General features: G+C 61.1%; 21 protein-coding genes and 2 tRNA genes. 21 read left to right on the top strand and 2 right to left on the bottom strand.

What is annotated here, in order from left to right:
- Positions 1–61: 61 nt before the first annotated feature.
- Both carB and greA read left to right on the top strand, forming a co-directional pair.
- A complete protein-coding gene (gene carB, locus CRO06_RS13515; RefSeq protein WP_097058649.1) occupies positions 62–3277 on the top strand; it encodes a carbamoyl-phosphate synthase large subunit in 3216 nt (1071 codons plus the stop codon).
- Between the two features lie 334 nt (positions 3278–3611).
- The gene (greA, locus tag CRO06_RS13510) at positions 3612–4088 is read left to right on the top strand and encodes a transcription elongation factor GreA (protein ID WP_022993549.1); all 477 of its coding nucleotides are present in this window, start codon (positions 3612–3614) and stop codon (positions 4086–4088) included.
- Between the two features lie 42 nt (positions 4089–4130).
- Here the strand turns inward: greA and CRO06_RS13505 are convergent, their stop codons facing one another.
- The gene (locus CRO06_RS13505; protein WP_022993548.1) at positions 4131–4442 is read right to left on the bottom strand and encodes a YhbY family RNA-binding protein; all 312 of its coding nucleotides are present in this window, start codon (positions 4440–4442) and stop codon (positions 4131–4133) included.
- Between the two features lie 121 nt (positions 4443–4563).
- Between CRO06_RS13505 and rlmE the strand changes: the two genes are divergently transcribed.
- From rlmE to CRO06_RS13425, 16 genes are all read left to right on the top strand, one after another.
- Positions 4564–5181, top strand: coding sequence for a 23S rRNA (uridine(2552)-2'-O)-methyltransferase RlmE (gene rlmE / locus CRO06_RS13500; protein ID WP_022993547.1), 618 nt, complete (start codon positions 4564–4566; stop codon positions 5179–5181).
- A gap of 64 nt (positions 5182–5245) precedes the next feature.
- The gene (gene ftsH / locus CRO06_RS13495; protein ID WP_022993546.1) at positions 5246–7168 is read left to right on the top strand and encodes an ATP-dependent zinc metalloprotease FtsH; all 1923 of its coding nucleotides are present in this window, start codon (positions 5246–5248) and stop codon (positions 7166–7168) included.
- On the top strand, positions 7168–8019 hold the full coding sequence (gene folP / locus CRO06_RS13490) for a dihydropteroate synthase (RefSeq protein ID WP_097058648.1): 852 nt from the start codon (positions 7168–7170) through the stop codon (positions 8017–8019). Before ftsH ends, folP begins: the two co-directional genes overlap by 1 nt.
- A complete protein-coding gene (gene glmM, locus CRO06_RS13485) occupies positions 8009–9343 on the top strand; it encodes a phosphoglucosamine mutase (protein WP_022993544.1) in 1335 nt (444 codons plus the stop codon). Before folP ends, glmM begins: the two co-directional genes overlap by 11 nt.
- A 23-nt stretch (positions 9344–9366) precedes the next feature.
- A complete protein-coding gene (tpiA, locus tag CRO06_RS13480) occupies positions 9367–10116 on the top strand; it encodes a triose-phosphate isomerase (protein ID WP_097058647.1) in 750 nt (249 codons plus the stop codon).
- Between the two features lie 10 nt (positions 10117–10126).
- Complete coding sequence (gene secG / locus CRO06_RS13475; RefSeq protein ID WP_022993542.1) at positions 10127–10627, top strand: preprotein translocase subunit SecG; 501 nt, start codon at positions 10127–10129, stop codon at positions 10625–10627.
- A 13-nt stretch (positions 10628–10640) separates the two neighbouring features.
- Positions 10641–10727 (top strand) — tRNA-Leu (locus CRO06_RS13470).
- 232 nt (positions 10728–10959) lie between these two features.
- A tRNA-Met gene (locus tag CRO06_RS13465) sits at positions 10960–11036 on the top strand.
- A gap of 134 nt (positions 11037–11170) precedes the next feature.
- A complete protein-coding gene (rimP, locus tag CRO06_RS13460) occupies positions 11171–11626 on the top strand; it encodes a ribosome maturation factor RimP (RefSeq protein ID WP_022993541.1) in 456 nt (151 codons plus the stop codon).
- A 35-nt stretch (positions 11627–11661) separates the two neighbouring features.
- Positions 11662–13167: a transcription termination factor NusA gene (gene nusA, locus CRO06_RS13455; RefSeq protein ID WP_022993540.1), complete on the top strand. Its 1506-nt coding sequence runs from the start codon at positions 11662–11664 to the stop codon at positions 13165–13167.
- A 53-nt stretch (positions 13168–13220) separates the two neighbouring features.
- Positions 13221–15941 carry a translation initiation factor IF-2 gene (infB, locus tag CRO06_RS13450; protein ID WP_022993539.1) on the top strand — a complete coding sequence of 907 codons (2721 nt, stop codon included), beginning with the start codon at positions 13221–13223 and terminating at the stop codon, positions 15939–15941.
- A gap of 13 nt (positions 15942–15954) precedes the next feature.
- Complete coding sequence (rbfA, locus tag CRO06_RS13445) at positions 15955–16365, top strand: 30S ribosome-binding factor RbfA (protein ID WP_022993538.1); 411 nt, start codon at positions 15955–15957, stop codon at positions 16363–16365.
- A gap of 17 nt (positions 16366–16382) precedes the next feature.
- Positions 16383–17300, top strand: a complete 918-nt coding sequence (gene truB / locus CRO06_RS13440) for a tRNA pseudouridine(55) synthase TruB (RefSeq protein WP_026948181.1) — start codon at positions 16383–16385, stop codon at positions 17298–17300.
- 83 nt (positions 17301–17383) lie between these two features.
- Positions 17384–17653 (top strand): 30S ribosomal protein S15, encoded by a 270-nt coding sequence (gene rpsO, locus CRO06_RS13435; protein WP_014996168.1) that lies wholly within the window; start codon positions 17384–17386, stop codon positions 17651–17653.
- Positions 17654–17841: 188 nt separating this feature from the next.
- Positions 17842–19935, top strand: a complete 2094-nt coding sequence (pnp, locus tag CRO06_RS13430; RefSeq protein WP_022993536.1) for a polyribonucleotide nucleotidyltransferase — start codon at positions 17842–17844, stop codon at positions 19933–19935.
- Positions 19936–20055: 120 nt separating this feature from the next.
- Positions 20056–20556 carry a hypothetical protein gene (locus CRO06_RS13425; protein ID WP_179746593.1) on the top strand — a complete coding sequence of 167 codons (501 nt, stop codon included), beginning with the start codon at positions 20056–20058 and terminating at the stop codon, positions 20554–20556.
- A 33-nt stretch (positions 20557–20589) separates the two neighbouring features.
- Here the strand turns inward: CRO06_RS13425 and CRO06_RS13420 are convergent, their stop codons facing one another.
- Positions 20590–21909, bottom strand: coding sequence for a Na+/H+ antiporter family protein (locus CRO06_RS13420; protein ID WP_022993534.1), 1320 nt, complete (start codon positions 21907–21909; stop codon positions 20590–20592).
- 156 nt (positions 21910–22065) lie between these two features.
- Here CRO06_RS13420 and CRO06_RS13415 point away from each other — a divergent pair, with 156 nt between their 5' ends.
- Genes CRO06_RS13415 through CRO06_RS13405 form a run of 3 tightly spaced genes read left to right on the top strand, consistent with a single transcriptional unit; the run spans position 22066 to position 25028 of the window.
- On the top strand, positions 22066–22509 hold the full coding sequence (locus CRO06_RS13415) for a MarR family winged helix-turn-helix transcriptional regulator (protein WP_244902833.1): 444 nt from the start codon (positions 22066–22068) through the stop codon (positions 22507–22509).
- Position 22510: 1 nt separating this feature from the next.
- A complete protein-coding gene (locus tag CRO06_RS13410; protein ID WP_097058646.1) occupies positions 22511–23542 on the top strand; it encodes an HlyD family secretion protein in 1032 nt (343 codons plus the stop codon).
- Position 23543: 1 nt separating this feature from the next.
- Positions 23544–25028, top strand: coding sequence for a DHA2 family efflux MFS transporter permease subunit (locus tag CRO06_RS13405; protein ID WP_022993531.1), 1485 nt, complete (start codon positions 23544–23546; stop codon positions 25026–25028).
- Positions 25029–25062: the final 34 nt, after the last annotated feature.

Genomic DNA, 25062 nt, shown 5'->3' with positions numbered 1-25062 from the left:
GTCCGGCCCGGCAATGAATTAACCCGGTAACGAATTAACCAGAGTCCGACGGTCAGCAAAAATGCCCAAGAGAACAGACATCAAAAACATCCTCATCATCGGCGCCGGTCCCATCGTGATCGGCCAGGCCTGTGAGTTCGATTACTCCGGTGCCCAGGCCTGCAAGGCGCTGCGAGAGGAAGGCTACCGGGTGATCCTGGTGAACTCGAACCCGGCCACCATCATGACCGACCCGGCCATGGCCGACGCCACCTATATCGAGCCCATTACCTGGGAGACGGTGGCCAAAATCATCGAGAAGGAGCGCCCGGACGCGCTGCTGCCCACCATGGGCGGGCAGACCGCGTTGAATTGCGCCCTGGATCTGGAGCGCCACGGCGTGCTCGAGAAGTTCGCCGTGGAAATGATCGGCGCCAACGCCGACACCATCGACAAGGCGGAAAACCGTGACCGCTTCGACAAGGCGATGAAGAACATCGGCCTGGAGTGTCCGCGCGCGCGGGTCGCCCATACCATGGACGAAGCCTGGGAGATTCAGGCCGAGCTGGGCTTTCCCTCGATCATCCGTCCTTCCTTCACCATGGGCGGCTCCGGCGGCGGGGTGGCCTATAACAAGGAAGAGTTCGAGGAAATCTGTACCCGGGGTTTCGAGCTGTCCCCCACCCACGAACTGCTCATCGATGAGTCGCTGCTGGGATGGAAGGAATACGAGATGGAGGTCGTGCGTGACCGCAACGACAACTGCATCATCGTCTGTGCCATCGAGAACTTCGACCCGATGGGCGTGCACACCGGCGACTCCATCACCGTGGCGCCGGCGCAGACTCTGACAGACAAGGAATACCAGGTCATGCGCGATGCCTCCCTGGCGGTATTGCGTGAGATCGGCGTGGAAACCGGTGGGTCCAACGTGCAGTTCGGCATGTGCCCGGATACCGGCCGGATGGTGGTGATCGAGATGAACCCGCGGGTGTCGCGGTCCTCCGCCCTCGCTTCCAAGGCCACCGGCTTCCCGATCGCCAAGGTGGCGGCCAAGCTGGCGGTGGGCTACACCCTGGACGAGCTGCAGAACGATATCACCGGCGGCGCGACCCCGGCCTCCTTCGAGCCGTCCATTGATTATGTCGTCACCAAGATTCCGCGTTTCAACTTCGAGAAGTTCGCCGACGCGGATCCGGTGCTGACCACGCAAATGAAGTCCGTGGGCGAAGTCATGGCCATCGGCCGTAATTTCCAGGAGTCCCTGCACAAGGCCCTGCGCGGACTGGAAGTGGACTCCGTGGGCTTCGACCCGAAAGTGGATCTGGACGCTCCGGATGCCGCCGAGCGTATCGCCCAGCAGCTGTCGACGCCGGGGCCGGAACGCATCTGGGTGATTGGGGATGCCTTCCGTAGCGGTCTTGGTGTGGACGACGTGTTCGCGCTGACCAAGATCGATCGCTGGTTCCTGGTGCAGGTGGCTGACCTGATCGCCGAGGAAAGCCGGCTGGTGGACTTCACGTTCACCGACCTGAGCCGTGACACGCTGTACCGTCTCAAGCGCAAGGGATTCTCCGACGCCCGCCTGGCCCAGCTGCTGGGCGTGCGGGAAGCGGATGTGCGCAGCAAGCGCCATGACCTGGGCGTGCGGCCCGTGTTCAAGCGGGTGGATACCTGTGCCGCGGAATTTCCCACCAGTACCGCTTATATGTACTCCAGCTACGACGAGGAGTGTGAATCGAACCCCTCCGACCGTGACAAGATCATGGTGATCGGCGGTGGCCCGAACCGGATCGGTCAGGGCATCGAGTTCGACTATTGCTGCGTGCACGCCGCCTTCGCCATGAAGGACGACGGTTACGAGACCATCATGGTCAACTGTAACCCGGAGACCGTGTCCACCGATTACGACACCTCCGACCGCCTCTACTTCGAGCCGGTGACGCTGGAAGACGTGCTGGCCATTGCCGATGTCGAGCGGCCCAAGGGCGTGATCGTGCAGTATGGCGGGCAGACGCCGCTGAAACTGGCACGGGCTCTGCAGGCAGCGGGCGTGCCGATTATTGGCACCAGCCCGGACGCCATCGATGAAGCGGAAGATCGCGAGCGCTTCCAGCAGATGGTCAATAAGCTTGGCCTCAAGCAGCCGCCGAACCGCACCGCCCGTTCCCTGGAAGAAGGCCTGAAGCTGGCGGAAGAAATCGGCTACCCGCTGGTGGTGCGGCCCTCCTACGTGTTGGGCGGCCGGGCCATGGAAATCGTTTACAACGAGGCGGAACTGCGCAGCTACATGAACAACGCGGTAAGTGTCTCCAACGATTCTCCGGTGCTGCTGGACCGCTTCCTGGACGACGCCATTGAAGTCGACGTGGACGCTATCTGCGATGGTTCCGACGTGGTTATCGGCGGGATCATGCAGCATATCGAGCAGGCCGGCGTGCACTCCGGCGATTCCGCCTGCTCGCTGCCGCCGTACTCGCTGGACGACAAGGTACAGGACGTGATGCGCCAGCAGACCGCCGCCATGGCCCGCGAGCTGGGCGTGGTCGGCTTGATGAACGTGCAGTTCGCGGTGAAGGGCGAGGACGTTTACGTGCTCGAAGTGAACCCGCGGGCGTCCCGGACCGTGCCCTATGTGTCCAAGTGCATTGGTGTTTCCCTGGCCAAGGTGGCGGCCCGCTGCATGGTGGGGATCAGCCTGAAGGATCAGGGCTTTACCTCGGAAGTCACACCGCGCCACTATTTCGTCAAGGAAGCGGTTTTCCCGTTCGCCAAATTCCCGAAAGTGGACCCCATTCTCGGCCCGGAAATGAAATCCACCGGCGAAGTGATGGGTATTGGCGGCAGTTTCGCCGAAGCCTTCGGCAAGGCCTCCCTGGGTGCGGGCGAACGTTTGCCCCGGGAGGGCACGGCGTTTATTTCCGTGCGCGAGGTGGATAAGCCCGCGGCGGTGGACGTGGCCCGTACCCTGAGTGAGCTGGGCTTCGAACTGGTCGCCACCCGTGGTACCGCGGCGGTCATCGCCGAGGCGGGGCTGCCGGTGACGCCGGTCAATAAAGTGCTCGAGGGACGGCCGCATATTGTCGACATGATTAAAAACGACGGCGTGGCACTGATCGTGAATACCACCGAAGGCAAGCAGGCGATCCGCGATTCCTTTGCGATTCGCCGTTCCGCCCTGCAGCACAAGGTGTTTTACACCACCACGATCACCGCCGCGCAGGCGGTGTGTCAGGCCATGGCCCTGCGCGATGAGCCGCAGGTGCGCCGGCTGCAGGATTTGCACGCCGAAATTTGATCTAAGAGCCTGTTTGCGATCTCTACGCCGCCGCGCCGGAGTTCATTTTGTTGTCAGGTCGTGATTCCGATTGTGCGGTGTAGTCCATCTACATAAACAAGCGTAATCGCGGGCTGGCGGCAAAAGGGGCCCGGCCCTCTGGGTTGCGCTGGAAAAGCCGCCAGACGACGCCCCGGCCTTTGACTTTGGACCCACCAGAGCCTGCAGCCCGCGACGCCGTCTGGCGGCTTTTCCAGCGGCAACGCGGTGGCGTAGAGATCGTAAACAGGCTCTCTGGGGTACCCGGGGCCGGGTGCCCCGCGCTACCCACGGACGATTATTTGAGGTTGAACCTATGCAACGCATTCCGATGACGGTCAGTGGTGCCGAAGCATTGCGCAAAGAGCTGGATCATCTGAAAAAGGTGGAACGGCCCCGTATCAGCGCGGCCATCGCCGACGCCCGTGAGCACGGTGATCTGAAGGAAAACGCGGAATATCACGCCGCTCGCGAGCAGCAAAGCTTCTGCGAAGGGCGCATCAATGAGATCGAAGGCAAGCTGTCCGCCGCTCAGATCATCGATATTACCCAACTGGACAACACCGGTAAGGTCATTTTTGGCGCGACCGTGACCATCATCGATGTGGATACCGATGAAGAGAAGGTCTACCAGATCGTTGGTGACGACGAAGCCGACATCAAGCAAGGTAAGATCAGTGTGAATTCACCCATCGCCCGCGGCCTGATCGGCCGGGAGGAAGGCGATGTGGTGCAGATCGACACCCCGGGAGGCACCCGGGAGTACGAGGTGGATAAAGTCGAGCACCTGTAAGGGGCTCGCGTGGGGCTTCGGGCTGGACCGGGAGCCCCTGCTTCAGTCCTGGGCTCTCAGGATATTGGACAGTTTGGGGTTGGGCTTGGCGGCCGCCCGGTAAAGCAGGGCGATGTTGCCGATACGCTGGATCAGTTCGGCTCCGCTGGCCTCGCACAGCGCGTTCACCAGATCGGTGCGCTGGTCGCGGGTGGGGGCGTTGACACGCACCTTGACCAGTTCGTGATCTTCCAGGCGCCGGTTCAATTCCTCGGTGAAGGATTCGGTCAGGCCCTTGTCGCCGGTCTGCAGCACCGCTTTCAGGTGGTGGCCGATGGTGCGCAAGCGCTTTCTGTCCTGTGGGCTCAAAGGCATGGTGTTCTCCAAATCGGGGGCGCTATTCTAGGTACGCGGCTGCTGCCCTGCAATCATCACCGGGGCTCCGGGCACTATTCCTTCGGGCGGGCATCCGGACCGGGTAACAGGATGAACCTTTATGGCCAGATCAAAAAGTAGCCAGCGATGGTTGCGGGAACATTTTGACGACCACTGGGTGGCCCGTGCCCAGGCCGAGGGCTATCGCTCCCGGGCCAGTTTCAAGCTGCTGGAGATCCACGAAAAAGACAAGTTGTTCCGGCCCGGTATGCGTGTGCTGGATCTGGGGGCCGCCCCTGGGGGCTGGGCCCAGGTGGCCGGGCGGCTGGTCGGTTCGCGGGGAACGGTGGTGGCCAGCGATATTCTGGCCATGGACCCGATCCCGGATGTCGCCTTCATCCAGGGGGACTTCCGTGAGGAGGAAGTTTACCAGCAAATCCTGGACAGCCTGGGTGGGCACAAAGTGGACCTTGTAATGTCCGATATGGCCCCCAATATGAGTGGTAACCGTGCCGTGGACCTGCCGCGGGCCATGTATCTGGCCGAATTGGCCCTGGATATGGCGGAGAGCGTCCTTGAACCGGACGGCGTTTTCCTGGTCAAGGTGTTTCAGGGAGAGGGCTTCGATGAGTATCGGCGGAGTCTTCAGAGCCGGTTTCGCCGGGTGGTGAGCCGCAAACCGGCGGCCAGCCGCCCACGCTCCAATGAAGTGTATCAATTGGGGTGGCACCTGAAATAGTGTAAGGTTTAGATGTCAGTATGCGCACTTGCGCCCGAACGAATCGAGGTCTCCCTTGAACGACATGACCAAGAACATCGTACTGTGGCTGGTGATTGCCGGGGTCCTTTATGTGGTGGCCTCCAGCATCAACCCCCAGCCCAGTCAGCAGATGCTGAACTACTCCTCCTTCATTGAGAGCGTGGAGAGTGGCAAGGTGGCCCGGGTAACCATCGGGGATACCCGGATTTCCGGCGAGATGAAGAATGGTGGCAAGTTCGAAACGGTCAAACCGCCGGCGCTGGACACCAATCTGATTCCCACCCTGATCCAGAATAAAGTGGATGTGGTCGGCAAGGAGCCGGAACGTCAGGGCTTCCTGACCCAGTTGTTCCTGTCAGTGCTGCCGATCCTGTTGATCCTGGCCATTTTCATCTTCTTCATGCGGCAGATGCAGGGCGGTGGCAAAGGTGGCGGCGGGCCGATGACCTTCGGTAAGTCGAAGGCGCGGCTGATGAGCGAAGATCAGATCAAAACCACCTTCGCGGATGTGGCCGGTGTCGAGGAAGCCAAGGAAGAGGTGCAGGAACTGGTGGAGTTCCTGCGTGATCCCGCCAAGTTCCAGCGGCTTGGCGGCAAGATCCCCCGTGGTGTGTTGATGGTGGGGTCTCCGGGTACCGGTAAGACCCTGCTCGCCAAGGCCATCGCCGGCGAGGCCAAGGTGCCGTTTTTCAGCATCTCTGGTTCTGATTTCGTGGAAATGTTCGTTGGTGTCGGCGCCTCCCGGGTGCGCGACATGTTCGATCAGGCCAAGAAGCACGCGCCCTGTATTATCTTCATCGACGAGATTGATGCCGTGGGCCGTTCCCGTGGCGCGGGCCTTGGCGGTGGTCACGATGAGCGTGAGCAGACCCTCAACCAGTTGCTGGTGGAGATGGATGGTTTTGACGCCAATGACGGCATCATCGTCATCGCCGCCACCAACCGTCCCGACGTGCTCGACCCGGCGCTGTTGCGTCCGGGCCGGTTCGACCGTCAGGTGACCGTGCCGCTGCCCGATATCCGTGGCCGCGAACACGTCTTGAAAGTGCATATGCGCCCGGTGCCGGTGGCCGAGGATGTGGACGCCAGTGTGATCGCCCGTGGTACCCCGGGTTTTTCCGGCGCCGATCTGGCCAACCTGGTCAATGAGGCCGCTCTGTTCGCCGCCCGCGCCAACAAGCGGGTGGTGACCATGGAGGAGTTCGAGAAGGCCAAGGACAAGATCCTGATGGGCGCCGAGCGCCGCTCCATGGTGATGAGCGAGAAAGAAAAGCTGAACACCGCCTATCACGAATCCGGCCACGCGATCGTGGGCCGGCTGGTGCCGGACCACGATCCGGTCTACAAGGTGAGCATCATCCCTCGTGGCCGTGCCCTGGGCGTGACCATGTACCTGCCCGAAGAGGACAAATACTCCCAGTCCAAGAGAGGGCTGGAGTCGTCCATTTGTTCTCTGTTTGGCGGCCGTATCGCCGAGGAAATCACGCTTGGGTTTGATGGTGTGACCACTGGTGCCTCCAATGACATTGAGCGGGCCACGAAGCTGGCCCGGGCCATGGTGACCAAGTGGGGCCTGAGCGAGAAGATGGGGCCGCTGGCCTATGAGGAAGACGAGGGCGAGGTGTTCCTGGGTAAACAGGTGGGGCAGCGCAAGCACATGTCCGAGCAGACCACCGAGGAAATTGACCGGGAGGTGCGCTCCATCGTTGATCGCTGCTACGCGAGAGCCAAGGAAATTCTGGAGAATAACCGGGATAAGCTGGATCTGATGGCCGAAGCGCTGATGCAGTACGAGACCATCGATGCCGAGCAGATCGACGATATCATGGCCGGACATAAGCCCCGCCCGCCGAAGGACTGGCGCGACCAGGGGCCCGGAAGTGGTGCTTCCTCATCCGGCGAGAACGCCTCCGACGACGCCAAGCCCGGCGACGATCCCATCGGTGGACCCGCCAATACTCACTGATGCGCCAGATTACTAAACTGACCTGTGGGGCGCGGACACTGGACCTGTCCGCGCCCGTCGTTATGGGTATCCTTAATGTCACCCCGGACTCGTTCTCGGACGGTGGCCAATTCACTTCCCTGGACTCGGCTCTGCGTCGGGCGGAGCAGATGCTCGCCGACGGCGCCGCCATCATCGATGTTGGTGGCGAGTCCACCCGTCCCGGCGCTGATCCGGTGTCCGAACAGCAAGAGCTGGATCGCGTGGTGCCGGTGGTGGAAGCCCTGACCCGCGAACTGGACGCCCTGGTGTCGGTGGATACCAGTACCGCGAGTGTGATCCGTGAAACCGCCCGCGCCGGCGCGGGGCTGATCAATGATGTGCGCTCATTGCGCCGTGACGCCGCCTGTCAGGCGGCGGCGGAAAGCGGTTTGCCCGTATGTCTGATGCATATGCGCGGCGAGCCGGGGGACATGCAGGATAATCCCCGATATCAGGATGTTACCGCCGAGGTGATCCAGTTCCTGGAGGAGCGGGTGGCGGCGTGTGTGTCGGCGGGGATCGCCCGTGACAGGTTGTTGGTGGACCCGGGCTTTGGTTTCGCCAAAACCGTGGGCCACAATCTGAAGCTGCTGGCGGAAATGGACCAGCTCAAGCGTTTGCAACTGCCGATACTGGTGGGGTTGTCGCGTAAATCCATGGTCGGAAAAGTGCTGGACCGGCCAGTGGAGGAGCGCCTGCCCGGTTCACTGGCGGCGGCGGTGATGTGTGTTGAACGGGGCGCGCTGATCGTGCGTGCCCATGATGTCAAAGAGACCGTGGACAGCGTGCGTTTTGCCCGCGCTGTAATGGAGACAGTGGATGAGTCGTAAATATTTCGGTACGGACGGGATCCGTGGCACCGTGGGTGAAGCGCCGATTACCCCGGATTTCGTGCTCAAGCTGGGTTGGGCCGCCGGCCGTGTGCTGGCCGCGCGTGGCGGCAGCAAGATTCTGATCGGCAAGGACACCCGGATTTCCGGCTATATGTTCGAATCGGCGCTGGAGGCGGGTATTTCCGCCGCCGGGGTGGATGTGCGGCTGCTGGGGCCGATACCGACGCCGGGCATCGCTTATCTGACCCGCACTCTGCATGCCCAGGCCGGGATCGTCATCTCGGCGTCCCACAACCCCTACACCGACAACGGCATCAAGTTCTTTGGCGCGGATGGCCGTAAGCTGAACGATCAGATCGAACAGGACATCGAGCATATGCTGGATGAGCCGATCTCGGTGGTCGGCTCGGATCGCATCGGCAAGGTGCGCCGTATCGATGACGCTCGTGGGCGCTATATCGAATTTGTCAAAAGCACGGCACCGGGGCTGAGCCTGGCCGGGCTGACCATCGTCGTCGATACCGCCAATGGCGCCGCCTACCACATTGCTCCTGATGTTCTGGAGGAGCTGGGCGCCAATGTGTTGCCGATGGCCAACACTCCGGACGGCTTCAATATTAACCGGGGGTGCGGTTCCACCAGTCCCGAGGCGCTGCAGCGCAAGGTGCTGGAGAGTGGCGCCGATCTCGGTCTTGCTCTGGATGGGGATGCCGACCGCCTGATCATGGTGGACGATCAGGGTGAGGTGGTGGATGGCGATCAACTGCTGTATGTGATTGCTCGTGACCGCCAGCGTAATGGTGCCCTGCACGGTGGTGTGGTGGGAACCCTGATGTCCAACTACGGCCTTGAGCTGGCGCTGGAGCAGCAAGGCATTCCGTTTGCCCGGGCCAAGGTCGGTGACCGTTATGTCATGGAGCAGTTGGACAGCCGCGGCTGGCTGCTCGGCGGTGAGTCTTCCGGGCATCTGGTGTGTCTGGATCGCACCTCCACCGGCGACGGCATGGTGGCGGCGTTGCAGGTGCTGGCGGCGCTGAGCCGGGAAGGCCGGGGGCTGCGCGATGCGGTGGCGGAAGCGCCGCTGGTGCCGCAGACCTTGATCAATGTGCGCGGCGATAATCGCGACGGTTTCATGGAGCGCCCCGAGCTGCGGCAGGCGGTGAGTGACGTGGAGGCGGAGCTGGCCGGCAAGGGCCGGGTCCTGTTGCGTCCTTCCGGTACCGAGCCGCTGGTGCGGGTCATGGTGGAAGGGTTGGATGGCGCGCAGGTGGAACGCCTTTGCCAGCGTCTGGCGGAACAGGTACAGGCGATTATCGCCTGACCGCTGAATACGGGAACAAGTGAATGACAAGAACGCCGCTGGTAGCCGGTAACTGGAAAATGAATGGCCGGCTGGACATGGTGGAGGCTCTGGGGGCTTCCCTGGGTGGATTGAGGAACAGCCGGGCGGAAGTGGCCGTGTGTCCGCCGTTTCCCTATCTGGCGGCCCTGGCCCGCGCTCTGGGCGGCAGCGGAGTGCAAATTGGCGCGCAAAACGTGAGCAGCCACGAGGATGGCGCCTTCACTGGCGAAGTCTCCGCGGAAATGCTGGCTGATATGGGGTGCCGCTACGTGATAGTGGGGCATTCCGAGCGCCGTGCTCTGTACGGTGAAGATGATGAGCTGGTGGGTGAAAAGTTTCTTCGTGCCCAGCAGGGAGGGCTGATACCGATCCTGTGCGTTGGCGAAACGCTGCGTGAAAGGGAGGCGGGCGAGACCGAGCAAGTAGTCGTGCGGCAGGTCTCATCGGTGCTGGATGTGGCGGGTATCGGTGCTTTCGACCAGGCGGTGGTGGCTTATGAGCCGGTTTGGGCGATCGGCACCGGTGAAACCGCCACCCCCGAACAGGCCCAGGAAGTGCACGCCCGTTTACGCTCGGCGCTGGCCGCGGAGGACGCAAGTGTGGCTTCCCGCATCCGGCTGCTTTACGGCGGCAGTGTAAAGTCGGATAATGCCGCCCTTCTGTTCGCCCAGCCGGATATTGACGGTGGTCTTATCGGCGGGGCCTCACTGAGCGCGGATGAATTCAGCGCGATTTGTCTCGCGGCGGAATAAACGGTTACTTATGGATATTGTGCTTCATGTGGTCCACGTGTTGGCGGCTCTGGGCCTGATCGGCCTGGTCCTCATTCAACACGGCAAAGGTGCCGATGCCGGCGCCTCTTTTGGCGGCGGCGGTTCGCAGACAGTGTTCGGCAGCGCGGGCTCCGCGAACTTCCTGACCCGGTCCACGGCGGTGCTGGCGGCGGTGTTCTTCATCACCAGTCTGGCTCTGGCCTGGATGGCTCGTAACGAGGCCACCCAGAGTTCCAGTATCCTGCCGATGGTGGAAACCGTTGATGAAGTGGATGTGCCGGAAAGTGATGCGCCGGCGGTGCCGCAATCCTCCGATGTGCCTTCCAGTAGTCAAGGCGATGTTCCGGCCGCGGGCTCCGATGTGCCTGCCAGCGGTCAGGGCGATGCTCCGGCCATGGAAAGTTCTGAAAAAGGCACTTCAGATGTGCCGGCGAGTGATGTAGAATCCCCGGCCCTGGATGAGAGTCAGGCTGGTTCTCAACCCGAGTGATACCAGGTTCTTTGCCGAAGTGGTGGAATTGGTAGACACGCTATCTTGAGGGGGTAGTGGGCTTACGCTCGTGCCGGTTCAAGTCCGGCCTTCGGCACCAATTTGGAATGGGCTTTTGGTAACCGCCATTCACGGTTGGTCACCCTTTCCGGCTCAGGGAAGGATGTGTTGGTAGTAACTTCGAATGTGCCTTTCAGGGTGCTTCGGATTCCCTGGCCGGGATTAATGGCTCCGCGATGATGCCGCGGTTAAGACTCGGAAAAATAAATACTTTTTTTGAGTTTGCATTGACAACGGCGGCACGAATACATACCATGTGCGCCGCGATTTAGTGCGGGGTGGAGCAGTCTGGTAGCTCGTCGGGCTCATAACCCGAAGGTCGTAGGTTCAAATCCTGCCCCCGCTACCACTTAACGGAACCGCATCCCGGTTCTGTGGTAAGAAAGCCCCTCATCGTAGGGGCTTTTTGTTATTCAAAGCCGGGATGGCGAGTGGGAATGGGCGTTATGCCCATTTTTTGTTTCTGGCGCCGGAATCAAGGCAATGTCAAAACGCACGGAACAGATCAGGGAGCTGCTGGCTCCGGTAGTCAACGACATGGGCTACGAGCTCTGGGGTATCGAATACCTGCAGGGGCGTGGCGCGGTATTGCGTCTGTACATTGATCATGAAGCCGGCATCACCGTGGACGATTGCGTCGCGGTGAGCCATGAAGTCAGTGGCGTGCTCGACGTGGAAGACCCGATCCCTGGCGAGTACAACCTTGAAGTGTCCTCTCCGGGCATGGATCGGCCGCTGTTCGAACTTTCCCAGTTTGAACGTTACCTAGGCGAGCAGGTGCAACTGAAACTGTTGGCCCCGGTAGCGGGCAAGCGCAAGATGATGGCGACTCTGGTGGCTGTCGATGGTGATACGCTGGTGGTGATGCTCAATGGCGACACCCTGCGTATTCCTTACAGTCAGGTGGACCGCGCTCGTCTGGAGCCACGCTTCGACTGAGCGTGACCTGAAAAAACCTTTGTAAAGGCCTGGCCATGAACAAAGAGATCCTGCTGGTAGCGGAAACCGTTTCCAACGAGAAAGGCGTCAGCCGTGACGTCATTTTCGAGGCCATCGAACTGGCCCTGGCGGCGGCAACCAAAAAACGTTTCAAGGAAGAAGACGTGGAAATCCGCGTGCACATCGACCGGGTTACCGGCGATTCCCGCACCTTCCGCGTCTGGCATGTGGTGCCCGATGAAGACCTCTATGAGTTCGGCAGACAGCTGACTCTCGACGAGGCCCACGAGCACGACGAGAACCTGCAGATTGGCGACGTTTACGAGGAAGAAGTGGAATCCGAGGCCTTTGGCCGTATCGGTGCCCAGACCGCCAAGCAGGTGATCGTCCAGAAAGTGCGTGAAGCCGAGCGTCATCAGGTGATCGAGGAATATCGCGACCGCATCGGCGAGTTGATCAGCGGCACGGTGAAGAAAGCCACGCGTGACGCCATCATTCTGGATCTGGGTGGTAATGCCGAAGCGCTGATCACCCGTGAGCACATGATCTCGCGTGAGAGCGTGCGCCAGAACGACCGCGTACGTGCTTATCTGCTGGGTGTGAACGAAGAAAATCGCGGTCCGCAATTGTTCGCCAGCCGGGCTTGCCCGGAGATGCTGATCGAACTGTTCAAGATTGAAGTGCCGGAGATTGGCGAGGAGCTGATCGAAATCAAAGGCGCAGCCCGCGATCCGGGTTCCCGCGCCAAGATCGCGGTGAAGACCAACGATCAGCGTATCGATCCGGTGGGGGCTTGCGTTGGTATGCGCGGTGCTCGCGTGCAGGCGGTGTCCAACGAGCTCGCTGGAGAGCGTATCGACATCGTGCTGTGGGACGACAATCCGGCGCAATTGGTGATCAATGCGATGCAGCCGGCGGAAGTGGCGTCCATCGTGATGGACGAAGAAAGTCATTCCATGGATATCGCCGTGGAAGACGAATCCGCCCTGGCTCAGGCCATTGGTCGCAGCGGCCAGAACATTCGCCTTGCCTCCGAGCTGACCGGCTGGGAGCTGAATGTGATGACGCTGGACGATGCGCAGAACAAACAGCAGGAAGAAGCCCAGATGGCCATGGAAACCTTCATGAGCCTGCTGGATGTGGATGAAGATGTGGCGGCGATACTGGTGGAAGAAGGCTTCACCTCCCTGGAGGAGGTGGCTTATGTGCCCACCGAGGAAATGCTCGCCATTGAAGGCTTCGACGAAGATATCGTCGAAGCGTTGCGCCAGCGCGCCAAGGACGCTTTGTTGACCCGCGCGCTGGTGTCCGAAGAGAAATTTGAATCGGCCGAACCCGCCGACGACTTGCTGGGTATGGACGGCATGACCCGCGATCTGGCGGTGGAATTGGCCTCCCGTGGCATTGTCACCATGGAAGACCTTGCCGAACAAGCGGTGGATGACTTGCTGGATATTGAAGGGATCAACGAAGAGCAAGCGGCTCAGTTGATCATGACCGCCCGCGCTCCCTGGTTTGAAGATGAGAACGCCGGTGAGTAAGTAGAGCGGTGGGGCAGGGCGCCACCATAAGCGGACAGGAGAGTGTTGCTGACATGGCAGAAACGACCGTAAAAAGTCTGGCAGAGGTTGTGAAGATTCCGGTGGATACGCTGCTTTCGCAGATGAAGGACGCCGGACTTCCTCACACCGACGCAGGTGATGTGGTCTCCGATGAACAGAAGCAGCAGCTGCTCGCGCATCTGCGTAAGTCCCATGGCGCCCAAGACGCGGAGCCCAAGAAAATCACCCTCAAACGTCGCTCCACCAGCACCATCAAGACGACGGGTGCCGCCGGTAAAGCGAAAACCGTGAACGTGGAAGTGCGCAAAAAGCGTACCTACGTGAAGCGTGAGTCCATCGAAGAGCAAGAGCGTTTGGAAGCGGAGCGTCAGGCGGAAGAAGCAGCCCGTCTGAAGGCCGAGGAAGAGGCCCGCCGCGCCGAGGAAGAAGCGCGCCGTAAGGCGGAGGAAGAAGCTCGCCGCAAGCAGGAAGAAGAGGACGCCCGCCGCGCTGAGGAAGAAGCGCGCCGTAAAGCTCTGGAAGCCGACAGTGCGGCTTCCGGTGGCGCGGAAAAAGAGGCCGAGGACAAGAGCAAGCGCGTTTCCGTGCCGAAGACCGCCAAGAAAGCCGACAAGGTGGAGACGGCGGAAGAGCGTGCCAAGCGCGAAGAGGAAGAGCGTAAGCAGCGCGAGGCCGAGGAAGCACGGCGCAAGCAGGAAGCCGAGGCCCGCCGCAAGGCGGAGGAAGAAGCTGCCCGCCGTACCGCCGAGGAAGCCCAACGTATCGCCGAGGAGCTGGAGAAGCGCGGCGGTGAACAGTCCCAGGAGAAAAAGGAAGAGGAAGACGACAAAGCCTCCTCCATTGTCCGGGATGCCGTGGAAGCCGGGTATCGTACCGAGGAACGGCAATCGCGCCGGCGTCGTCGCAAACCCAAGAGTGGCGGCGTGGTCCACGGCCAGATGAAGAGCTCCATGAACCGGGAGCACGGGTTTAAAAGCCCCACGGAGAAAATGGTGTACGACGTAGAAATTCCGGAAACCATCACCGTGGCGGAACTGGCTCAGCGCATGAATATCAAGGCCAAGGAACTGATCAAGGCCATGATGAAAATGGGCGAGATGGCCACCGTCAATCAGTTTATCGACCAGGAAACCGCTGTCCTTCTCACCGAGGAAATGGGGCACACCCCCAAATTGGTGAAAGGCGAGGAAGAGGCTCTGGAGGACGATCTGGCGTCTCTGGTGGACCGTTCCGGCGAACAGGAAGTCTCCCGTGCACCGGTAGTGACCATCATGGGGCACGTCGACCATGGCAAAACCTCCCTGCTGGACTATATCCGCCGCGCCAAAGTGGCCGCCGGTGAAGCCGGGGGGATTACCCAGCACATCGGTGCCTACCATGTGAACACCGAGCACGGCATGATCACCTTCCTGGATACCCCGGGCCACGCCGCCTTCACCGCCATGCGTGCCCGTGGCGCCAAGGCCACCGATATCGTGATTATCGTGGTTGCCGCGGATGACGGTGTGATGCCGCAGACGGAAGAGGCGATCAACCACGCCAAGGCCGCCGGCGTGCCGATCATCATCGCGGTGAACAAGATCGACAAGGAGCAGGCCGACCCTGACCGGGTCAAGAACGAACTGGCCGCCAAGGATGTGATCCCCGAGGAGTGGGGGGGCGACATTCAGTTCGTCAATGTCTCCGCGCACAGCGGCGAGGGTGTGGATTCCCTGCTGGAAGCGGTGCTGTTGCAGGCCGAGGTGCTGGAACTGAAAGCCGCCGCCGTGGGCCCCGCCAGTGGCGTGGTGATTGAATCCCGGGTGGAAAAAGGTCGCGGTAACGTGGCTTCTATCCTGGTTCAGGCCGGTGAGCTGGAAGTGGGCGATATGCTGCTGGCCGGCGCATGTTTCGGCCGGGTCCGCGCCCTGGTGGATGAGAATGGCCAGCAAGTGAAGAAAGTGGGCCCGTCCATTCCGGTGGAAGTGCTTGGTCTGAACGGCGCGCCGGAGGCCGGTGAGCAGGTCCAGGTGGTGCCGGATGAGAAGAAAGCCCGTGAAGTGGCCGAATTCCGTCAAGACCGTGACCGTGACGTCAAACTCAAGCGTCAGCAGGCTTCCAAACTGGAAAACCTGTTCCAAAACATGGGCTCCGAGGAAACCAAGCACGTCAATATCGTGCTCAAGGCAGATGTGCGCGGTTCCCTGGAGGCATTGATCGGCGCGCTGACCGACCTGTCCACCGATGAGGTGAAAGTGGGGCTGGTCTCCACCGGTGTCGGCGCGATCAATGAGTCCGACGTCAATCTGGCGATGACCAGTGAGGCGGTACTGCTCGGCTTCAACGTACGGGCGGATGCCAAGGCCAAACGCCTGTGCGAGGCGGAAGGCATCGACCTGCGTTATTACAGCGTGATCTATGAACTGATCGACGATGTGAAACAGGCCATGAGCGGTCTGCTGGCACCGGAGAAGCGTGAGGAAATCCTTGGCGTGGCCCAGGTGCGGGACGTCTTCCGCTCCTCCAAGTTTGGTGCCGTGGCCGGGTGTATGGTGGTGGAAGGTACCATCCATCGGAATCGCCCGATCCGTGTACTGCGTGACGATGTGGTGGTCTTCGAGGGCGAGCTGGAATCCCTGCGCCGCTTCAAGGACGACGTTCAGGAAGTTCGTAACGGCATGGAGTGTGGTATCGCCGTGAAGAGCTACAACGACGTCAAGGAAGGCGACAAGATCGAAGTCTTCGAAGTGAAGGAGGTGGCGCGCTTCCTGTAAGCGCGTCCGCACTATGAGTCGTCATCGCCGTCCCCAAGGTTTTCAGCGTACCGACCGTATCGCTGATCAGATTCAACGCGAACTGGCCCGGGTCCTGCGTTTTGAAATGAAGGACCCGCGCGTGGACATGGTGACGATTCAGGACGTCCGGGTTTCCCGCGACCTGTCTTTCGCCGATGTGTATTTCACATTGCTGGGGCGGGACGCGGACGCGGGAACCGAGGCCGAAGCCGTATTGGGTGGCGCCGCCGGCTTTCTGCGCAGTGCTCTGGCCCAGACCCTGAATACCCGCACCACGCCCCGGTTGCGTTTCCATTACGACCTGACCCCCGAACATGCCTCGCGGCTGTCACAGCTGATTGACGAAGCACGGGCGGAGGACCGGGCACAAAGCCCGGATCAGGAAGACCAAGACCACGATTGATCTCGGAGCATAAGACGGTGGGAAAACGACGCCGCGGAGGCCGTCCTCTGAATGGCATTTTGTTGTTGGACAAAGCTGATGGCGTGACCAGCAACGGGGCTTTGCAAATGGCCAAGCGCATGTTCGCCGCGGCCAAGGCCGGGCACACCGGTAGCCTGGATCCGCTCGCCACCGGCATGTTGCCGGTATGCTTCGGTGAGGCGACCAAATTCAGTCAGTTCTTGCTCGACGCGGATAAGCGCTACCGGGTCACCGCCCGTCTCGGCGTGACCACGGAAACCGGCGACGCCGACGGCGAGGTGGTGGAAACCCGCCCGGTCTCGGTCACCGAGGCCCAGGTATTGACCGCGCTGGATCGTTTCCTGGGAGAAATCGAGCAGGTGCCGAGTATGTATTCGGCGATCAAGCACAATGGCACACCGCTGTATAAGTTGGCGCGGGAAGGTATTACCGTGGAGCGCGAACCACGCCGGGTGACCATTCACGAAATTCGCGGGGCGCGCCTGGAAGGCGAGGACCTGACGTTCGAGGTGGCCTGTTCCAAGGGCACTTATGTCCGTTCCCTGGTGGAAGACCTGGGTACGGTGCTCGGCTGCGGTGGCCATGTGATAGCGTTGCGGCGCCTGTCCGCTGGTCCCTATCCGGAAGAGCGGATGATTACCCTTGAGCAGTTGGGACTGCTCAAGGAGCAGGGTGGTTTCGAGGCAATTGATGATTTGCTCTTGCCTTTATCCACCAGCGTGGCAGACTGGCCGCGCGTCAATCTGGGTGACAACGCGGCGTATTATCTGCGCCAGGGTCAGCCGGTGATGGCCAGCGACCGCCCGGCCGAGGGCTGGGTCAGTCTTTATCAGGCTTCCACGGAGCAGTTCCTGGGAGTCGGAGAAGTACTGGAGGATGGGCGAATAGCGCCCCGTCGTCTGGTATCGGAGTGACCCGAGCGGGTCGCGCAAGCGGGACGGCAGCTATAAATATGCATGGCTGACCGTGACTAATGTTGCATATTGGAGTGTATACAATGGCTTTGAGCGTCGAAAAGAAAGCGGAAATCCTGAAGGAGTTCGGTCGTAAGGAAGGGGACTCCGGTTCCCCGGAAGTGCAGGTTGCCCTGCTGACCGAGAACATCAACCAGCTGCAGGGTCACTTCAAGGCCCACAACAAGGACCACCACAGCCGTCGTGGTCTGATCCGCATGGTTAACCAGCGCCGCAAGCTGCTGGACTACCTGGCTGGCAAGGATCGTAGCCGCTACCTGCAGTTGATCGAGCGTCTGGGGCTGCGTCGCTAAGCCCTGGTCATGTTCGATTCACGACGGAAGCTCGGCCATGCCGGGCTTCTGTTGTTTTTGGCGTACCGAAAAAGCAGTGACGAATGCCGGGACGATCCATGGTGAATGAAGGCTATGGCGCCCACGGAGCCAGGGTTATGATGCCCTGGCAAAGACTGATGGAAGAGTGAAGAGAAGAGACGAGAGATATGTTCAATATAGTGCGCAAAGAGATTCAATACGGCGCGGATACCGTGGTGCTGGAAACCGGGCAAATTGCCCGTCAGGCCACCGCCGCCGTTATGGTCACCATCGGTGACACCCAGGTCCTGGTGACCGTGGTGGGCAAGAAAGAAGCGGATCCCGGTAAAGGCTTTTTCCCGTTGACCGTGAACTACCAGGAAAAAACCTATTCCACCGGCCGCATTCCCGGTGGTTTCCTCAAGCGTGAGGGGCGTCCCAGCGAGAAGGAGACCCTCACCTGCCGCCTGATCGATCGCCCGATCCGGCCGCTGTTTCCCAACGGTTTCATGAACGAAGTGCAAATCGTTGCCACCGTGATGTCCTCTGACAAGAACCAGGATCCGGACATCGCCGCCATGATCGGCACTTCCGCCGCCCTGGCCATTTCCGGTATTCCGTTCAATGGCCCGATCGGCGCCGCCCGGGTGGGCTTCAAGGACGGTATGTATCTGCTCAACCCCAGCTATTCCGAGTTGGAGGATTCCCTGCTTAATCTGGTGGTGGCGGGTACCGAGCCGGCCGTGCTGATGGTGGAGTCCGAAGCCAAGGAGCTGAGCGAGGACCAGATGCTGGGCGCTGTGCTTTACGGCCACCAGGAAATGCAAACCGTTATCCAGGGCATCAAGGCATTTGCCCAGGAAGTGGGCACCCCGGCTTGGGAGTGGCAGGCGCCGGCGGAGAACGCCGAACTGAAAGCCGCGATCAAAGCCAAGTACGAAAGCGCCCTGGCCGAGGCTTACACCATCACTGAAAAGCAAGCGCGCTACACCAAAGTGGGTGAGCTGCGTGACGCTTGCGTGGCCGAGTTCGTCACTGACGACGAGAACAGCCCGGAAGCCGGCGAAGTGAAAAGCCTGTTCGGCAAGATCGAGAAGAACGTGGTGCGTGAGGGTGTGTTGTCCGGCAAAGCACGTATCGACGGTCGTGCCCTGGATCAGGTTCGCGCGATTGACTGTAAAGTCGGGGTGCTCAAGAAAACCCACGGTTCCGCTCTGTTTACCCGGGGTGAAACCCAGGCCATCGTAACCGCTACCCTTGGCGGCATGCGTGATGCCCAGTTCATCGATGCCCTGGAAGGCTCCCGTCAGGACCACTTCATGCTGCAGTACAACTTCCCCCCGTACTGCGTGGGTGAAACCGGCATGATCGGCTCTCCCAAGCGCCGTGAAATCGGGCACGGCCGTCTTGCCCGCCGCGGCGTGGAAGCGGTGGTGCCGAACGAGAAGGATTTCCCTTATACCATCCGTGTGGTCTCCGAGATCACCGAATCCAACGGCTCCTCCTCCATGGCCAGTGTGTGTGGCACCTCCATGGCGCTGATGGATGCCGGTGTGCCGTTGAGCGCTCCGGTGGCCGGTATCGCCATGGGTCTGGTGAAGGAAGAGGACGGCCGTTTCGCGGTACTGTCCGACATCCTGGGCGACGAGGACCACCTGGGTGACATGGACTTTAAAGTGGCCGGCACCGAGCGCGGCGTGACCGCGCTGCAGATGGACATCAAGATCGAGGGCATCACCGAAGAGATCATGGAGAAAGCGCTGGAACAGGCTCAGCGCGGCCGCCTGCATATCCTCGGCGAAATGGCCAAGGCGATCTCCGTGTCCCGTGACCAGGTTTCCGACAATGCGCCGACCCTGCTCACCATGAAGATCAATTCGGAGAAAATCCGCGACGTGATCGGTAAAGGTGGCGCGGTGATCCGGGCTCTGACCGAGGAAACCAGCTGTACCATCGACATCGAGGACGACGGCAGCATCAAGATCTACGGCGAGACCCGCGAGGCGGCCCTGGAAGCGCAACGTCGCATCGAGGAAATCACCGCCGAGGCCGAAGTGGACAAAATCTACGAAGGCGAAGTGACCCGCGTGGTGGATTTCGGTGCTTTCGTGCGCATCATGCCCGGTACCGAAGGGCTTCTGCACATTTCCCAGATCGCCGAAGAACGTGTGGAGAAGGTCTCCGATTACGTGAAGGAAGGTGATGTGATCCGGGTGAAAGTGCTGGATGTGGATCAGCGTGGCCGCATCAAGCTGTCCATGAAGGAAGCGAAAGAAGGCTGATTGCATGTAATTGCACCCTTTTGGGAGTTCAGCCAAAATAAGAAGGCCCGCGGATGCGGGCCTTTTTAATGCCTAGACCGACAGGCATTGGGGACAAAAAATCAAAAAAGGGAAAGATACATGAAGACCACTTTGGGGACCGCGCTGGTAACCGGCGCGGTACTGCTGTCCGGCTGTGCCACCATCGTTTCCGATTCCAAATACAACGTCGCCATTCAGTCCGATCCGCCCGGGGCTCACTATCTGGTTCGCAATACCAAAAAGAACCAGGAAGTCACCTCCGGTGTAACCCCGGACACGGTGAGACTGAAAGCGGGTAACGGTTTCTTTTCCAAAGCGACCTATGAAGTCACTTACGAGATGCCCGGCTACGAGAGCATTTCAGTCCCGGTGGAATCGGGCATGGATGGCTGGTATATCGGCAACATTGTGTTTGGCGGCGTGATCGGCTTGCTTATCCTGGATCCGGCCACCGGGGCCATGTGGCGCATGGATGAGAATGTTCATGCCACTCTTCTGGGAATACCGGAACCGGAGCCGGAGCAGGCGCCGCCGGTTGAAGTGCCAGACCTGCAAGCCGCGCCGGATGTGGAGATGACGGAACCGGCTCCCGCCGCCTGAGTCAGGAATGGTGCGGGGCTGACCTGGCGGTGGTTACGACACCATGGCGGCGATCCAGCCCGCCACCAGTAATGGCAGGTTGTAGAACACAAAGGTTGGAATCACGGTGTCCCGGATATGGTCATGCTGGCCGTCGGCGTTGAGCCCCGCTGTGGGGCCCAGCGTTGAATCCGAGGCCGGTGAGCCGGCGTCTCCAAGTGCCGCCGCGCTGCCCACCAGGGCCGCGGTGGCCAGGGGGGAAAAGCCCAGCGCCAGACACAGCGGCACATATAAGGTGGCGATAATCGGGATGGTGGAGAATGAGGAGCCGATGCCGAGGGTGATGAATAACCCGAGCAGCAACAGGCCTGCCGCCGCCACACCCGGGCTGTTCAATTGGCTGGTGACGGCTTCCACCAGCAACGGCACCTGCCCGCTCCCCTTCACCACCGCCGCGTAGCCGTTGGCGGCGATCATGATGAAGCCGATCAAAGACATCATCTTCACGCCTTGAGTAAAGGCGTCCTGGGATTCCCGCCAGGGCACCACTCCTCCAGCGGTGAACAGCAGAAAGCCGATCAGTGCGCCCAACACGATGGAGTCGGTGAGCAGTTGCAGGCTCACCGCGCTGCCCAGGGCGAGCGCCGCTACTACAAGCGTCCGTGGGGATAACCGTGCCTGATCCTCTTCGCCGGGTAGGGTCACCGGCTGATAATTCCGGGGCTTGCGAAACCACCACAGTGCCAGCAACAGGCCCGTCAGCATGCCGCCGGCAGGTAACAGCATGGCCCGGGGAATCTGCTCCTTTGCCAGATCAAGGCCGGCCTGGGCCAGGCTGGGTTCCAGTTGTTTGTAGAGAAACAGACTGCCAAAGCCCACGGGCAGCACCATATAGGGGGTGATCAGGCCGAACGTCAGCACGCAGGCGGCCAGCCGCCGGTCCAGCCTGAGCCGGGCCATGACTCCGAGCAGCGGTGGTACCAGGATGGGGATGAAGGCGATGTGCACCGGAATCAGGTTCTGGCTGATTACCGCGGCACCGAGCAGGACCAGAATGATCAGGTTGCGCAGCCGCCGCAGCTGTCCGGGGTCGGGTGTGCCGCCGAGGCGCCGGATCAGCCGTGCCGCCAGCCACTCTGTGACGCCGGAGCGGGCAATGCCCACCGCGAAGGCGCCCAGTAAAGCGTAGCTGAGAGCAATCGGGGCGCCGCCGCCCAGCCCTTCGGTGAACAGTGTCAGGGTGTCATGCAGGGACAGGCCACTGAACAGGCCGGCGGTGAGGGCGGCGCACACCAGCGCCAGAACCACGTTCAGACGCGCCAGGCTCAGGCCCATCAGAACCAGAACCGATATCACGACCGCATTGGTCAACATTGCATTGTCCTCGACGCCGGTGCTCGCGAGGTGCGCAGTCTACCGGGGTTGGTTGTGGCTGTCTCCGCTGGGGATGTGAATATGGGGCAAATCGCTTGACCCTATTGTCAGAATTATAAGCATGCTTATAATAAGGATGTTATCCGAGGAGTGAGCATGGGCGGAACGGACACCACGGTTGGGATGAGCCTGAACGATGTGGCGCGCATGATGCGGCGGGATTTCGATCGTCGGGCTCGGGAGCAGGGGCTGAGCCGGGCCCGCTGGCAGGTGCTCTGGCAGCTTTCCCGGCGGCAGGGCGTGCATCAGGCTGCCCTGGCCGAAGCGATGGATCTGGCCCCCATCTCGCTGACCCGCCAACTGGACCAACTGGAAGCGGAAGGATTGGTGGAGCGGCGCCCGGATCCGTCCGATCGCCGGCGCCGGTTGTTGTTTCTGACCGATCAGGCCCAGCCGGCGCTGGAGCGATTGAGGGGGCTGGCCGAGCAAACCCGCGCGCGGGCTTTTGCGGGATTGGAGCCCTCGGATATCGACACGCTCATTCGGATTCTGGCCGCCATGCGCGCCAACTTGTGTGATCGCCCGGACCAGGGAGACTAGAGTGACCTCGATACAACGAACCCGCCGTCTGGGCATGGGCTTTGGCCTGCTGGTGGCGATGGCGGTGATTCTGTGGCTGATTTTCGGCGGCCAGCGCTATGTCAGCACGGATAACGCCTACGTCAAGATCGACATGTTGTCCCTGGCCGCCAACGTCAGTGGACAGCTGGTGGCGGTGAACGTGGAACGCAATCAGGTGGTGGAGAAGGGGCAGGTGCTGGCGGAAGTGGATCCCCGGCCGTTTCGCATCGCCGTTGCCGAAGCACGAGCGGATCAGCAGGCGGTGCGCAATCGCATTCTGTCGTTGCGGGGAGACTACGCCCAGGCCATGGCGGAGCGGGACCAGGCCAACCGTGATGTGTCCTATTACCGGCGTGAACTGCAACGTCTGCAGCGAATGAGGCGCAGCTCGGTATCCGAGGCACAACTGGACAGCGCGCGACAGAAGCTGGACCAGGCTCGCGCCAACGGCTCCGTGGCGGAACAGCGCCTGGTCAGCTTGCGGGCGCAACTGGCGGGCGGCCCTGATGTGGCGGTGGAGGATCATCCGGATTACCAGGCCGCCACCGCCAAGCTGGAGCAGGCGGAGTACGATCTGTCTCAGTGCCAGGTTATCGCGCCGGCTTCCGGCATCGTCGGTGGTGAAGTGCCGATGGTGGGGGAGCGGGTGAACGCCGCGGTGCCGATCATTTCCTTGTCGAAGACCGATACGTTGTGGGTGGAAGCGAACCTCAAGGAAACCCAGCTGACCCGGATCGTGCCGGGGCAGGCCGCGGAAGTGGAAGTGGACACCTTCCCGGGAGTGAAATGGGAAGCGGAAGTCATCAGCCTGAGCCCGGCCACCGGCTCCGAGTTCGCGCTGATTCCTCCTCAGAATGCCAGCGGCAACTGGGTGAAAGTGGTTCAGCGGCTCCCTGTGCGGCTTCGCTTGCTACCCAAGGATGGCCAGCCGGTCCTGCGCTCCGGAATGAGCGCCGAGGTGACCATCGACACCGGTGACGAGCCCGCGCAACAGACCGCGCAGGCGCGGTAATATGACGCGTATCGAGGACCAGCGTCTGGTCACCGCCAGTATCATGCTGGCGACGGTGATGCAGGTGCTCGATACCACCATCGCCAATGTGGCCCTGCCGCATATGCAGGGCAGCCTCTCCGCCAGTACCGACCAGATTACCTGGGTCCTGACTTCCTACATCGTGGCTTGCGCCATTATGACCCCGGCGGTGGGGTTCGTGACGTCGCGTATCGGCCGGCGCCAGGTGTTTCTATGGTCGGTGGCCGGATTTACCGTGGCTTCCGGTTTGTGCGGCCTGTCCACCTCGCTGGAACAGATGGTGGCGTTCCGTATCTTGCAGGGCATCTTCGGTGCGGCCCTGGTGCCGCTGTCCCAGGCGGTGCTGCTGGATTCTTATCCAGTGGAAAAACACGGGCAGGCCATGGCGGTCTGGGGGGTGGGTGTGATGGTCGGGCCAATCCTTGGTCCGACACTGGGAGGCTGGCTGACCGAATGGTACAGCTGGCGCTGGGTGTTCTACATCAACCTGCCGTTCGGCCTGCTGGCTTATCTGGGGATCTGGCTCAGTGTACCGGACACGGAAACCCGGAAAACCCGGTTTGACCTTACCGGTTTTGCCCTGCTTGCGCTGGCCATCGGTGCTTTCCAGTTGATGCTGGACCGGGGCGAACACCTGAAATGGTTTGGCAGCCTTGAGATCCAGCTCGAGGCGGTGCTGGCGGTGGCCGGCCTGTATCTGTTCGTGGTGCACTCGCTGACCCATAAAGCCCCTTTCATCGATATGGCGTTGTTCAGGGACCGCAATTTCGTCACCGGTGTCGTCTTTATTTTCGTGGTGGGGATCATCCTGCTCGCCACCATGGCATTGCTGCCGCCTTTCCTGCAGCAATGGAAGGATTACCCCGCCGCCACCACCGGTATCGTGCTGGCCCCCAGGGGGCTCGGGTCGATGGTGTCGATGATGCTGGTGGGGCGTTTGATGCGCACCCGCCTGGATCCCCGCGCACTGGTGATCACCGGGCTATGCCTGACCAGTTTGTCGTTGTACCAGATGGCGGGCTTTACCTTGCAGGTTTCTCAGAGTGACCTGATCTGGACCGGCGTCCTGCAAGGGTTGGGGCTTGGCCTGGTGTTCGTGCCGGCCTCCGCGCTGACCTATGCCACCCTGGCGCCTTCGTTGCGGACCGAGGGGACATCGCTGTTCTCCCTTTCCCGTAACCTCGGTTCCAGCGTCGGTATCTCGATCATGACCGCCATGTTGACCCGCAACCTGTGGATCAACGAACAACAACTGGGCGAGCAACTGCAACTGAAGGCCTGGATTGCACAGGGCTTGCCGATGAAGGATCTGGTGTCCGGGGTGCCGGCCCAGGTGTACCACACTCTGTTGAGTCAGGCGGCGGAGATCAGCTACATGAACGATTTCCGCTTGCTGATGTGGATTAATATGGCGGCCATTCCGCTGGTGCTGTTATTACGGCGCCAACCCCCTTCGACGGCCTGACCGTTTCTCCATCCGCATGTTTTCCCGTGGCTGC

It is taken from the genome of Alloalcanivorax xenomutans (assembly GCF_900217905.1).
In the GTDB taxonomy this organism is placed as follows: Bacteria; Pseudomonadota; Gammaproteobacteria; order Pseudomonadales; family Alcanivoracaceae; genus Alloalcanivorax; species Alloalcanivorax xenomutans.
The sequence above is the reverse complement of the archived record's forward strand: the minus strand, read 5'-3'. Positions and strand labels throughout refer to the sequence as shown.